This is a genomic window from Nonomuraea sp. NPDC049709, assembly GCF_040674815.1.
Taxonomy (GTDB): domain Bacteria; phylum Actinomycetota; class Actinomycetes; order Streptosporangiales; family Streptosporangiaceae; genus Nonomuraea.
Genome location: NZ_JBFANM010000072.1, coordinates 1 through 12,708, shown reverse-complemented (window position 1 = coordinate 12,708; position 12,708 = coordinate 1). Strand labels below are relative to the sequence as shown.

The 12,708-nt window shown below is 66.2% G+C and carries 14 protein-coding genes and 1 pseudogene; 8 read left to right on the top strand and 7 right to left on the bottom strand.

The features are described from left to right. Positions 1-31: 31 nt before the first annotated feature. The 5 genes and pseudogenes from AB0J69_RS47370 to AB0J69_RS47350 form a co-directional block, all read right to left on the bottom strand. The gene (locus AB0J69_RS47370; RefSeq protein WP_364132310.1) at positions 32-844 is read right to left on the bottom strand and encodes a HAMP domain-containing sensor histidine kinase; all 813 of its coding nucleotides are present in this window, start codon (positions 842-844) and stop codon (positions 32-34) included. A gap of 298 nt (positions 845-1,142) precedes the next feature. Then, a complete protein-coding gene (locus tag AB0J69_RS47365) occupies positions 1,143-2,252 on the bottom strand; it encodes an NAD(P)-dependent alcohol dehydrogenase (protein WP_364132309.1) in 1,110 nt (369 codons plus the stop codon). Between the two features lie 412 nt (positions 2,253-2,664). Continuing rightward, a pseudogene (locus AB0J69_RS47360) lies at positions 2,665-2,997 on the bottom strand (DDE-type integrase/transposase/recombinase); the annotation flags it as partial. Positions 2,998-3,283: 286 nt separating this feature from the next. Then, a complete protein-coding gene (locus AB0J69_RS47355; RefSeq protein ID WP_364132307.1) occupies positions 3,284-4,021 on the bottom strand; it encodes an integrase core domain-containing protein in 738 nt (245 codons plus the stop codon). A gap of 155 nt (positions 4,022-4,176) precedes the next feature. Next, a complete protein-coding gene (locus tag AB0J69_RS47350) occupies positions 4,177-4,410 on the bottom strand; it encodes a hypothetical protein (RefSeq protein WP_364132305.1) in 234 nt (77 codons plus the stop codon). Between the two features lie 104 nt (positions 4,411-4,514). On the opposite strand from AB0J69_RS47350, the gene AB0J69_RS47345 reads away from it, so the two are divergent. The 6 genes from AB0J69_RS47345 (at position 4,515) to AB0J69_RS47320 (ending at position 8,586) form a co-directional block, all read left to right on the top strand. Continuing rightward, the gene (locus AB0J69_RS47345) at positions 4,515-4,682 is read left to right on the top strand and encodes a hypothetical protein (protein WP_364132304.1); all 168 of its coding nucleotides are present in this window, start codon (positions 4,515-4,517) and stop codon (positions 4,680-4,682) included. 197 nt (positions 4,683-4,879) lie between these two features. Further along, complete coding sequence (locus tag AB0J69_RS47340) at positions 4,880-5,641, top strand: hypothetical protein (protein WP_364132302.1); 762 nt, start codon at positions 4,880-4,882, stop codon at positions 5,639-5,641. Positions 5,642-5,795: 154 nt separating this feature from the next. Beyond that, a complete protein-coding gene (locus tag AB0J69_RS47335) occupies positions 5,796-5,993 on the top strand; it encodes a hypothetical protein (protein WP_364132300.1) in 198 nt (65 codons plus the stop codon). Then, on the top strand, positions 5,993-6,874 hold the full coding sequence (locus AB0J69_RS47330; RefSeq protein WP_364132298.1) for a hypothetical protein: 882 nt from the start codon (positions 5,993-5,995) through the stop codon (positions 6,872-6,874). Before AB0J69_RS47335 ends, AB0J69_RS47330 begins: the two co-directional genes overlap by 1 nt. A gap of 624 nt (positions 6,875-7,498) precedes the next feature. Continuing rightward, the gene (locus AB0J69_RS47325) at positions 7,499-7,906 is read left to right on the top strand and encodes a hypothetical protein (RefSeq protein WP_364132297.1); all 408 of its coding nucleotides are present in this window, start codon (positions 7,499-7,501) and stop codon (positions 7,904-7,906) included. After that, positions 7,903-8,586 (top strand): hypothetical protein, encoded by a 684-nt coding sequence (locus AB0J69_RS47320; RefSeq protein WP_364132295.1) that lies wholly within the window; start codon positions 7,903-7,905, stop codon positions 8,584-8,586. The genes AB0J69_RS47325 and AB0J69_RS47320 overlap by 4 nt, the downstream gene beginning before the upstream one ends. A gap of 78 nt (positions 8,587-8,664) precedes the next feature. On the opposite strand, the gene AB0J69_RS47315 is transcribed toward AB0J69_RS47320, so the two are convergent. Both AB0J69_RS47315 and AB0J69_RS47310 read right to left on the bottom strand, forming a co-directional pair. After that, positions 8,665-9,912 carry a pentapeptide repeat-containing protein gene (locus AB0J69_RS47315; RefSeq protein WP_364132293.1) on the bottom strand — a complete coding sequence of 416 codons (1,248 nt, stop codon included), beginning with the start codon at positions 9,910-9,912 and terminating at the stop codon, positions 8,665-8,667. A gap of 366 nt (positions 9,913-10,278) precedes the next feature. Then, positions 10,279-11,343, bottom strand: a complete 1,065-nt coding sequence (locus tag AB0J69_RS47310; protein WP_364132292.1) for an integrase core domain-containing protein — start codon at positions 11,341-11,343, stop codon at positions 10,279-10,281. 273 nt (positions 11,344-11,616) lie between these two features. Between AB0J69_RS47310 and AB0J69_RS47305 the strand changes: the two genes are divergently transcribed. After that, positions 11,617-12,105 carry a hypothetical protein gene (locus tag AB0J69_RS47305; protein ID WP_364132290.1) on the top strand — a complete coding sequence of 163 codons (489 nt, stop codon included), beginning with the start codon at positions 11,617-11,619 and terminating at the stop codon, positions 12,103-12,105. A gap of 175 nt (positions 12,106-12,280) precedes the next feature. Then, the gene (locus AB0J69_RS47300; RefSeq protein ID WP_364132288.1) at positions 12,281-12,610 is read left to right on the top strand and encodes a hypothetical protein; all 330 of its coding nucleotides are present in this window, start codon (positions 12,281-12,283) and stop codon (positions 12,608-12,610) included. The last annotated feature ends 98 nt before the right edge of the window (positions 12,611-12,708 follow it).

Sequence of the window (12,708 nt, the reverse complement as noted above, 5' to 3'; positions counted from 1 at the left end):
ACCGATTCCTCCCTTCTGGCGTTCAGTGAGCTCATGGGTTCCTCGTGGTGCCGGCGTGTCGGCCCGCCGGGGCGAGTTCGGCCAGGGGAAGTCGTAGCACGAAGCGCGCGCCCCCCGTCTCGGATTCCTCGACGTGCAGGCTGCCGAGATGGGCCAGGGCGATGTCGCGGGCGATGGCCAGGCCCAGGCCGGAGCCGGTGTGGTCGAGCCTGCGCGCGGCCTTCAGCCGGGCGAAGCGCTGGAAGACGTGTTCCCGTTCGGACTCGGCGATGCCTTCGCCGTCGTCGGTGACGGTCAGCTCGGCCATGTCGCCGTCGCGGGTCACCCGGGCCTCGATCCGGCTCCGGGCGTGTCGCTGGGCGTTGTCGAGCAGGTTGGTGAGCATGCGGCTGATCCGGATCGGGACGGCCGTGACGGTTACTCCCCGCTCCAGGCGGAGCACGGCGGCGATGCGGTCGTTCCTGCGAGCGATCTCGTCACGGACGAGGCCGGCGAGGTCCACCCGTTGCGGCTGGTGCGGCGGGCCGGACTCCATCTCGGCGAGGACTCTCAGGTCGGTGAGGATGGCTTCCAGCCGCTCGACGTTCCTCAGCGCCTTGGCGAGCAGGACACGCAGGTCCGTCTCATCAGGATGCATGCGGGCCTCCTCCAGCCCCGTGCGCAATCCGGCGACCACCGTGCCCAGCTCGTGTGAGGCGTCGGACGTGAAGCGCTGCTTGTTCTGCAACTCGCGTTCGAGCTGACGGATCATGTCGCAGGAGGGCAGGATCGCCGATGCGGCCGGGCCGGAACCAGCCGGGGTGTGGGTCTTGCGGTCGAACAGGGGTATCGGGTGTGCCGTCACAGCACGGGCTTCCTTCATCTCGTTGGCTGCGAGGCCGATTACGTCTGGTGGTCGCCGGGGAGCAGGAGGGCAGACCGTCGATGCCGGATGCCATGACCCCTCCGGGAGGTGCCGGGACGACGGGCCGGTTCAGATGGGCTGGGCCGCCAGGTCGGACCCGGCGGTCCAGCCCAGCTGCGGCAACCTGGCTACGCACCTGGCGCCGGCGGTGCGTGCCAGGCTGCCTCAGGCCGTCGTGCACGCCGCCCGTGCGGCTCTCCTCGCTGCGGCGGCCCCATCGGCATCCTCCGGGCGGTCGTCAGTACGTGATGACGGCACGGCCCACGATCTCGCCCGTCCGGATGCGGTCGATCGCGTCGTTGACGTCCTCGAACGGGATCGCGTGCACGGTGTGCCGCACCTTTCCCTGTTCGGCGAGCGTGACGACTTCGCTCAGGTCGTTGTAGTTCCCCCAGAACGACCCGTGGTAGGTGTACTCCTTCGACACCAGCGGGAACAGCGGGATGTCGATCCGATCCCCGACGAGGCCGACCGACACGTAATGCCCGGCGATGCCCAGCAGCCCGAATCCCAGCCGGATCATCTCCGTGGCACCGGCGCAGTCGATGCCCGCGTCGATCTCGTCCTGGCCGGTGGCCTGGCGGAGTTCGGCCCGGACGTCGTCGAGGGAGCGGCCGCTGATGTTGATGGCGTGGTCGGCGCCGAGCCTCCTGGCGACGTCGAGCTTGTCCGCGTTGCGGGCAAACGCCACGACGGTCGCGCCGCCGCCGAGCAGCTTGGCATACTGCACGGCGTACGTGCCCAGGGCGCCCACCCCCATCACACCCACCACCCGGCCGGGACCGAGGGCGCCCGCGTCACGAAGCTTCTTGATCCCCCGGTACGGGGTCAGCCCGGCGTCGGTCAACGGCGCCAGCTGCTCCGGCGTGAGGCCGGCCTGCGCGTTCACCTTGATGACGTACGTGGCGGGGACGGGAACGTACTCGGCGTAGCCGCCGTATGGCCCGAATCCTGGCCAGGCGCCGTGCGCGCAGATCTGGGTGTCGCCGCGGTGGCACTGGCGGCAGGTGCCATCGCCCCACCCGCCCACGACGACCACCTGGTCGCCTTCGCGGTGGCCACCGGTTTCGACCGCGCTGCCGACCTGGACGATCTCGCCGGCGATCTCGTGGCCCGGAATGAGTGGCAGGGAGAACGGCGCGTACTTGCGGAAGTAGCCGTCCACCAGTTGCACATCGGTGCGGCACATCCCGGCGGCCTGGACCCTGACGAGCACCTCGCCGGGACCGATACCGGGAGTCGGTACCTCCTCCAGGACCAGCGGCTGGTTGTAGTCGTGCATGCGTGCCGCGCGCATGGTGCTCGGGACCTGATGCGTCCCGGTGACGATAGTGGTCACAGCGGACATGAGTGATCCTTAGGTGAGTGTGCGATGTTGTGAACTCGGGAGACATTCCCTGGCTCAGCCAGCCTCTTCGCGCGTTCGCAACGCGTATTGCGTTCCCTACCACCGTGAAGCGGTTGCCGAAACGAAGGAGGCGCTGCACCAAGGGGGCGACCCGAGCGCCCACGGAGCATCTGGTGCTCCCTGCTGACAAAGGTATGTCGGGTGGCCGCCAAGCAGGGAGGGTGGAATCGCACACCGTTCCCGCAGGTCAGTGGGCCAATGTGACACTGCGACGCCGATCCGAACGCACTGTCATGCAAAGCTCACCTCAGCGACGTCACGTTTGCGCCTGCCGATAATTCCATCCGTGCAGGTCAAGCGGCATGTGAGTGTTCGTGGAGGATGCCGCCGAGCCGGTCTCGTCGGCGTATGCTCAGGTCGACAATCCGCTCGGGATCCGTGATCGGATCAGGGACGGTGCGTTGCGGAGCCGCTTGGCCCAGGGCTTGGTGGGCTCGGTGCCGGTTGTAGAACAGTTCGTACGATCGGCGTGCAGGGTGAGCGTGCCGGGATCGATGCCGTGCTTGCGGGCGGTCTGGGCGATGAGCATCTTGGCGAGATCGGCGGACTCGCGGGAGGCGACCATCCAGCCGACGACGTAGCGACTGTAGAGGTCGATGATCGTATAGAGCGAGTACCAGACGCCTTTGCCTGGGCCGCGGATTTTGGTGATGTCCCAGGCCCAGACCTGGTTCGGGGCGTGTGCGGTGCCAAAACGCGGACACTGCTTCTGAGCTGGGCGTTTGCCGGGTGATCAGGCTGCTCTGTGGTACTCGTTGATCAGACCTGCGACGGTCCTTCGACGGTGGATCCGGGAAGTCATGTCGATCACCTTGCTGGGATCGTGCAACGGCGTGCCCTCTCTGTCAGACTTCTGTGAGACATGGGACGTATGAGTCCTTTTGATGTGAAGCAGGGCGAGACAGGACGATCGCGACAGTGACGATGACCCTGTGCCGCTCGAATATTGAGTTACGTGGTCTGAGCTGCGGTTAAGCGGCGTGGTGGTATTCGTTGATCGTGCCTGTGGCGACGGGTTTTCGGCGGACGATCCGCTGGTCGTTGAGGTGGGTTACGTCGCGGGCGGGCTGGGTTGCGATGTCCGGGGGACGTTGGTGCCTGGACTGGTGCGGCCGGTGCCCGTTGTAGTGGATCAGGTACTCCTGAAGCACAAAGGCCAGGCGGCGTTCGTTGAGGACCAGGATCCGGTTGAGGAGTTCGCGGCGTATGGTGCCGATGACGCGCTCGCAGATGGCGTTCATTCTCGGTGTCCGCGGCAGCGTGGTGATGTCCCGCAGCCCTTCAGATGTGAAGACCTCCCGGAAGGCGGAGGTGAAGAGCGGGTCTCGATCGTGGATCACGAACTGCAGCCCGGAGATGCGGTCACCAAGATCCATCATGAGATTGCGGGCCTGCTGCACTGTCCATGCCCCGGTTGGGTGCGCGGCTACTCCGGCAAGGTGCAGTCTCCGGGTGCCGTGCTCGATGAAGACCAGCACGTACAGGCGTTTGAGCATCATCGTCTCGACCACGAGGAAGTCGCAGGCAACGATCGCGTGGGCTTGAGCGGTCAGGAACTGTCGCCAGGTCGGCCCGGCCCGGCGGGGTGCCGGATCGATACCGGCTGGGTGCAGGATCTTCCACGCCGTGGAGGCCGCGATCGGATAGCCCAGGCGCGCCAACTCGCCTTGGATTCTCCGGTGCCCCCAGGTGGGGTTCTCCCGCGCCATCCGAACGATCAGTCTCTTGACGGGTTGATGGGTGCGGGGCCGTCCCGGGCACCGCCTGTCGGTGAAGGTCCACTTACGGGCTACCAGGTGACGATGCCAACGCAGGCTCGTCGCTGGAGTGACCGGGAAGATTTTCGTCCACTGGTGGCGGCAGTTCAGCCGCGATAGCGCTGCAAGCCAAGCCGGTCGGCGTGGTCCCACTGCGGCCGGCCGTCGAGTTGGCGGCGGGGCACCTGGTTTTCGTGACGAAGAACCAGCAGCTCAACGTCCTTGGGCAGATCAGCGCGAACCAGGATTGTCAGCAGGCCGAAGAGGTTCCTCAGCAATCGATAGACCAGCGACAACAACACTTCGCGATGGTCGCAGTCGCTGCCCTGAACGCGCAGCAAAACCCCAGTTCACAGCACGAGACCGTATTTTCGAGCAGGACGGGGTCGCGCAGCATCTCGCGGACCAGGGCTACCGGTACCGGTCCGTCAGCAGCCACCCGGCGTTGATCTCCTACCGCGAACGCAGCCCGCGGTGGCAGCGGCAGGCCCGCGCCACCAAACTGCACACCAGCTCCAAGCGGCGGAACCAGCACAAGGACACGCTCGACCCGCGCCGGCGCGGCCTCGTCAGCTTCGAGTACATCCCGCCCGCGCCAGCGCGGCTCCGATGAGAACCACTCAGCTCCGGAACGGATCGCCGATCTCGCCGTGCATCACGCCGTGCACCAGCTCGGCGACCTCGGCCGCACCCTCCGCAGTGACCGGGGGGTAGAGAAGGTGGGGCACCGGTCTTCCATCAAAACCGGGCGAGCTAGAGACTGGCAGTGCTGCCTAGTCGAGCGGAAGGGTCGCCATGGCTGAAGCGGTAGTGCTGTTCATCCTGGCAAAGCTCGCCGAGTCCGCTGGCACGCGCATGGCCGAGATGGTCGCACAGGAGGTGCTAGAACTCCAGACCGCTGAGGTCAGGCTGCTTACCTCAATCCAGGAGAGCGTGGACAGCCTGATAGCCGGTCCGCTCAACAGCGGGCTGATCAAGCTAGAGGCCGCCATGGCAGCCCACCGGCCGCCCAAGGAGCGCAAGCGGCTGCTCAAAGAGGCGCGCAACAGCTTCATGGACGCCCTCGGCCAGGAAACACGCCCCATGAACAGATCCCTGGCCCACTTCAACCTGGCGATCGTCTGGTATCTGCTCGACTCCAACCGCGACGTCCCTGAGAACCTCCGCCAGGCCCACGTGGAGGCGGCCAAGGCCGGGGTCAGCGTCCCTGGCAGTGAGGTGCGACGCTCCCGGTTCTCGGCGCCGCCGTCCCCGATCCTGGATCCAGGACGGCTGGACTACCTGAACCAGCTCGCGTACGCCCGGCGCAACTGGGGAAGTTGCAGCTCCGGAGCTCCGTATTTCTACGCCCACGTCCCCTACGGACGCGTCCTCGGGGATCGGGGCAGGCCCCTGAACGATCCCGTCCGGCTCGCCCAGGCAGCTCAGATCCAGGCGCGCGACGGCATGCCCCTCCAGAGCATCTGGCCCTTCTCTAAGGACTCCCGCCCCTGCCAGGTGACCGCTCAAGGCACCTTTTTGCGGTGCAGTACGCATCCGTACGGCGTCGCCGTGACAGCGGCTCCACGATGAAGGCCCCATAAGTCAGCGCGGGTGAGCCGGACCACCGGGTACTCCCGGTCGGAGGGCTTGTCGTCCTCGGGATAGGCGAGATGCACCCGGTGCGGCTCACTCTCAAGCGGCAACGTTTCGTCCGGCGCCAGCTCGCACGTCGTGCCCGCTACTCGTGGACGGTATCGTCGCCGGCGCGGGCATTTCCGACATGCAGGCGCCGGGCCTCGCGCTCCCGGGCGGCACTGGGGGGCTCGGCGGCACGCAGTCGCGGGTCGTCGTGCACCAGACGAACTACTACCCGCAGGCCGAACCAACCTCGGCCACCGTCAACCGCGGGCTCCAGTTCGCCGGGGCATTGGGGGTGATCTAGTGCCGTCATACCCACTGGACGGCGTACCGCTCGACCACCCCGCCGGCTGCTGGCGACTCAAGAAGGGCACCCAACGCCGCCCGCTCCCCGGCGCGCGAGCGGTCCGGGTCACCGTGCCCGGCCGCGCCGGCGAACTGCCGATCGTCGGGCTCGACCACGAACTCACGTCGTTCTCCCTGGTGTTCACCGTGACCGGAGCAACCCCCGCCGGAGGAGACGGAGGCTTCCCCCAGCTCGAAGCCGACCTCGAAGCCCTGAGTGCGCTGCTCGGGGTGCGGCACCGGCTCATGAACCTCCGCTACCAGGCAGGATCGATGGTGCGCGTGGCCGACGTGACCGTGATCGCCGCGTCCGAGCCCGAGCTGTGGGTCGGCGCCGCCCGCGCCCGCCTGGCCGCGGTCATCGAGGTGCCTTCGGTCTACTGGAGAGACGAGACCACCGCCACGTGGACCGGGAACGCCGACCTCGACGACCTGCTCATCACCACGCTGGCAGGCTCGACTGCACCCATCACCGACGCGCTGATCCGCGTCACCGGCCCCATCTCATCGATGACCGTGACCGACGTGGCCACGCAGGGGAAGCTGGGCCTGCTCACGCCAGGCTCGAACAGCCTGGCGGCGGGGGAGCGGCTGATCCTCGACTGCGCCGCCATGCGCGCCGCCGTCGTCACCACCGACACCTGGGACCTGGCCACGGGCGGCGATCGGACCGGCGTCATCAGCGTGTTCGGGCCAGGCAGTGCGTCGCGGTGGCTGCACCTCACGCCCGCTGTCGCGGTCGGTGACCCGTTCTCCCGAACGGTGCTGATCTCCTGTTCCGGCTCCGGTATCACCGCCGCGTCCAAACTGGAAGTCCGGGCCCGACGTTCCTACCTATGACCCGCTGGTAGAAGGAATGCAGCAGCACGCCGTTAACAACGCCGTATTAAGAATGCCGCCGGATGGCACACAAACGCGATGGTGAGTCGGTTAATCTGAACGAGAAAACACACGAGGCCCCGATCCTCGCACCAACTCGAACCGGGACCACGCGCGCGGGCTCAGCTCGGCCATCACGGTGTGGTGGCTAGCTGAGCCCTCCGTGCTTGAGGGCCCAGTCGAGGAGGATCAGAGCCAGTTGCAGCAGCAACAGCGTCTTTTCCTCGTCTCCTGGCCCCTCGTGGAGGCCACTCAACACCCTTCTCTCCATTCCCGGACCGACCGCTCCTCGTGGGTGACCCGGCCCGTGTCGGTCAACCTCTAGGGATGTGCTGACCGACTGGCGGACGAATGGTGCGCAGTGACGTCCATGACTCTGAATCGTAGTGGCAATGGCGCTTCCCCGGAGATTTTCCATGCCCATTTCGCAGCGATTTTTGTACCACCGTGACTAGACGCGAAAACCTCTCAGGCGATTACGCATTGTGGCGTGGCGCGTTTCCCTCGATAGTCTTTGTCCAAGTTTGGGCCGAAATGGCGGACATACCCATCCGAAGCGGATTTGGAGGATGGACGGAGGGCGCCATGTTCGACCTCCGCCTCGTCGCCTACCAGCCGAACGGTTCTCGCCTCGGCATCCTCCCGCACCCGCCGTCCATCCAGGTCGCATGGCCGCTGAACGACGTGCCCAGCCTGAAGTTCGCCTACAGCAGGTACGCGGTCGGGGCGGAACTCATGGCTCAGCCGTGCGAGATCGGCGTGCAGTGGTCGGCCGACGGCCAGGTATGGACGGAGAACGGTGACGGCCGGTTCTTCCTCGCCCGCCGTGAGGGTGACCAGCTCGACCCGGCCGGACTCTGGCGGTTCGACTGCCCGAGCTACCTGTGGATGTTGAAGAAGGCGGTCACGTACGCGCACGCCTCGATCGCCCCGTCAACGGCCAGCGCATGTACGGCTCACCGTCCCCGAACGCCACGGCCGGGTTCATCATGAACTCGCTACTCACCGAAGCGCAGGCCAGAGGAGCACTGTCGGGCTTCGGGTGGACGTTCACCGGCAGTCTCGACACCGCGGGTTTGACCTGGAATCAGACGTTCTCCCTCGGGGTGCCGCTCGGCACCGCCGTGCTCGCCGTGCTTCTCACTCTCGTGGACGCAGGGCTCATCGACATCCGTATGACCGGCCCCCGCACCCTGTCCGCGTGGCGGCCCAGCACCGCCACGCTCCGCGATCTCACCACCATCGCCACGCCCGTCGAGCTCGCCGCCGGCCGGGACATCCGCGCCGCGCCCGACGTCGGCACGCTGGAGGACCTGGCCAGTGCCGCGTACGTCGTCGGCGACAACTCCTTCCGCACAGAGCGAACCAACGTCGGCACGCCGCTGCCGTGGGGCAGGTGGGAGGTCGGCGTCCGCCAGGTCGGCGTCACAGAGGCGACCGCCGCCACGCTGGTGGGCGACTCGCTGCTCGTACGCGGCGCGGTCGAGCGTGTCCAGCGCACCCGCGAACTGTCGCTGGCCGGCGCCCGCCGGCTGCCGTTGCGCGACTATCTGCCCGGGGACCGCATCTGGGCGCCGGGCGAGGCCGGCCAGCGCAGGGCACTGCGGGTACGGCAGATCACCCTCACCCCGCACCGACCGAGGCGTCGTCTCCGGGAACCTCGTCCTCGATGACCGGCTCGCCGACCACGAGATCAAGCTGCGACGACGGATCGCTGGCATGTCGATCAGACCCTAGGCGCCCAGATGCAATCAGAATTTCGTGGTCTCATCAACCCGGGCCTCTTTCCGAATTTCGTCCACTGTGACTCCCCGTACGCCCCTCAGATCCGCGCCGCGCAGGTCCACGCCCGTCAAGGTCGCGCCGCTCAGATCCGCTCCCGTCAGGGTCGCTCCACGCAAGTCCGCGCTGGGCAGGTCCGCGCGGGGGTCGTCCGCGCCGGACAAGAGCGCGCGGGTCGGGTACGCTGCCAGGTTCGCATCGGTCAGGTCCGCGCCCGTCAGGTCCGCGTTGCGCAGCGTTGCACTGGTCAATTCCGTTCTGGTCAGGTCCGCGTTGCGCAGGGTCGCGTCGGTCAGGTCCGCTTCAACTAGCTCCGCGTCGTGCAGGTTCATGCCATCCAGCTTCATACCGGCCAAGTTCACGCCGCTCAGGCCGACCGGCATTGTCGCGTCGGTCAGGTTCGCTCCGCGCAGGTCCGCATTCGCCAGGTCCGCGCCGTCCAGGTTGGCGCCGGTCAGGTTCGTCTTAACTAGCACCGCGCCGTCCAGGTTCGCGCCGCGCAGGTCCACGTCGCGCAGAAGATGGCCGACCAGATTCACACCAGCGATGCGGATCTGGTTCAGGTTGGGCATAGCCTTATCTTGGTTTGCGTCTCGACGACCGATGATGATCAATGCGGCATGGACATCAGTGGTGGGCGCCGGTGGCAGATCCTTGTGCTTGACGCTGGGCTTGGGATCGTGCTCTCGTACGAACGCGGCCAGCACGTCGTAGACGGTCTGGTGGTCGCGCGGGGAGTCTTGCGCGAGCCGTTCCAGGGCGTACATGCCGCCCAGGCGGACGTCCATCTTGGTGGAGCCGAGTTGTTCCACAGCCTTGGTGTACCGGTCGGTGATCTGGCCCTGCTCGGCGGTCCGCTGGGCCTGCAGGGAGGTGTCGAGGGACTGCGCTGTATACCAAAGGCCTTGCGCGGTGAAGACGACACCGCCGATGACGACCAGCCCGGTGGCGGCCTGGATCAGAGTGTGGCGGGCGGCGTTGACGGCCTCCACGCGTTCTGTGGCGGTCATCTGGCCGCGTTCGGCCTGGGTGAGCGGGTGGCGTTCGCCTGCCAGGCGGCGGGCGGCCGGCCCGATGAGTACGGCGATGCCGAGTGTGGAGATCCCGGCCAGGGCGGTACCGGCCAGCGTCCAGCGTCCCCAGTCCGGGACGCTCTTGATGGTCGCCGCGATGGCGGCGCCGACGATCCCGACCAGAAGTGGGGTCAGCCAGAGCAATCGCCGTAGCCATGGTGTTCCTTGAGGTGGCGGCGGTGTTCCTTGAGGTGGCGGCGGTGTGGCAGGCGGAGGAGCCGGAGCAGCGGCTCTGGCTGTGCGGCGTGCTTTGGATGTGGTCGCCGCTGCGATGACCTGCCGGGCTGGCGGTCGTGGCTGTCTGGCTGGCATGCCCCCTATTGCATCGTTTTGCAACTCGGGTGATCGCCGGGATGCCTCAACCGTTACCGCAGGCCGATGATCCTGGCCGCCATTGTGGAGGTCTCGTGCAGGTGATCACGGCCGGGTCGTTCGAGCCGTATGCGCTGCGCCTGGCTGCCCACGCGCCCAACGGTGACCGTGCGGGTGCCGATTAATCATCCGGCCAGGTCAAGCCGCGTGCCGATATTCCTTCAGGATGCCTCCAAGTCGATCACGTCGATGGATGTCGAGCGCCGTGATCTGGGCTGGGGCGGCGTTGGGAATGGGAAGCGGTCGGAGCGGAGCTGCCTGGCGGAGAGCCCGATGCGGCCGGTGTTCGTTGTAGAAGGCTTCGAACTCGCGCAGCGCGTGCAGAAGGTGGTGCTGGTTCCAGATCAACGTCCGGTCCAGCAGTTCGCGTCGGCAGGTCTGGATCCAGCGTTCCATGATGGAGTTCATTCGCGGTATCCGGACACCGCTCTTGACGATGCGTAGTCCGGCATCGGCCAGCACCGCGTCGAAGGCCGCGGTGAACTTGGTGTCTCGGTCACGGATGAGGAACTTGGCTGAGCTGCCCACATCTTGCAGGTCCATGGCGAGGTTGCGGCCGAGTTGGGTGACCCACTGGCTGGTGGGGTGAGCGGTGACGCCGAGGCCGCGAATGCGGCGGGTGGCGTGCTCGATGACCGCTAGAACGTACAGGCGTGTGCCGGTGAGGGTGCGGACTTCGAAGAAGTCGCACGCCAGTAAGGCGCCTGCTTGGCTGCGCAGGAAGGTGGCCGAGGTTGTGGCGGTCCGTTCGGGAGCCGGGTCGATGCCGTGTGCTTTGAGGATCTCCCACGCGGTGGAGGCAGCGACCTTGATGTTGAGCGCGGTCAGCTCACCGTGGATGCGCCGGTAGCCCCACGAGGCGTTCTCCCGTGCCAGCCGCAACACCAGCAACTGTATGGACCGGATGGTACGTGGACGTCCGCGCCCGCGAGGCTTGCTGGCCGCGGCGTGATGGCGCCGCAGCAGATCGCGGTGCCAGCGTAGGACGGTGTCCGGGCGGACCAGCAACACAAGGTGCCGGAGTCTCTCCGTGGGCAGGCGGTGAAGCAGCCCAGCGAGGAGGTACCGATCAGTCGGCGTGAAGGCGGGCTTGGTCACCTGCCGCTGCAGCACCATCAATTGGTGCCGTAACACCAGGATTTCGATCTCTTTGTCCCGGTCGGTTCGGGGGAGCAGTCCCAGGAACGAGAAGGTGGTCGTCACCGTGAGGTAGGCCAAGCGCAATAACACGATCGACCATCATGCCGTGCGCGGCGCGCGCGACGGGAGCGGGAGAGAACGCATCACCTCCATGACCTGCACGGATGAATACTCGGCACCCGCACCTATCGACGTGTGGTCGGAGCATGGGACGCAGCGCGAACAGTCTTGCACTTAGGTGCTGGCCTACGATCGGCTTGCCTTAACTCCACACACAACGGAATGATCAGGCTGCCCCGCAGCCATCCGTGATTCCCCGAGGCCGAGGACTCCTTCATGGCCATGTCGTCCCATGCCGGCCCTCGCCGAAGGCGAGCACGCTTAGCCCGTATAAATTCCCTGATTCTTCTTGTCGCTTCCCTGTTCATGTCGGGGTGCGGATATACGACATGGCAGGTTGATCCGGCCGTCCTCGATGAGGTACGCAGCATCGGAAGGGTAATAGGTGAGTCGACCTCTGATGGAATCTGGGAAGATACGAACGATATCGTCACTACGTTTGTGATCGATGTCGGCGGCGAGAGCGGCCCGGAGTCGGTCAACAAAGCTATCGATCTTTTGGGTAGACGCGGCTGGAAAATATCGCACACCAACTTGCCGACGTCGGTAACGATGGAGTCTCCTAAGTGGGAGTCTGATCGGCTGGTTGTGCGCCCGTTTGACCCTGTAGAGGTGGAAAATGAACCTGAGATTAAGGAGGAGATTAAAAAGAAACGAGCCAGGCCTGCAGCTCTTGTGGTTGTCTGGGCATGGGAAGGTGCTTGAAAAGGATCTCCCTTGCCAGGGATCGTGCAGTAGGCAACACTGCATCGTGCACTCCGAAGAGCAAGCCAAACGGGTAGTCGACGAGTTGAGGGGTCGTATCTACACGGCATCGCGCGACGGGAGCCTCGACCCCGAACCCGTTCTCGAGTTGGCCTCCTCGCTGGAGGACTGGGGCGTGAGCACTCCGGCTACGCGAGAACTCCTCGAACGCTCCGCTGCCCACCTGACCGCTGCCGACCTGGCCCGCCTGGGCGAGAGCCTTCTCGGCGACACCAGCTTCGAGCCGACCTTCGCCCTCGAACCCCGTCTGTGGGCGACGCTGGAGCACGCGCTAGAGGTCGTGGGACGTGACGCTCGCTCCGCGGGAATCACCGGAACGCTCAGCTTGGTCACCCCCGCCTGGGACGACAACGGTCATGCCTGGGTGGAGTTCGAGGGTGATTACCACGGCAACGGCATCCCGCCTAGCCTCGGGTATTCAGCCGAGGGAGCCGGCTCCGCCTGAAATATGAGAAAAGGTGCCCCTGACCTGCAAGGATTTTGGGTGTCGACGCCATATCCAGTGCAGAAGCAGGTGCACCTTTCTGGTGAGCGAGCGTACCG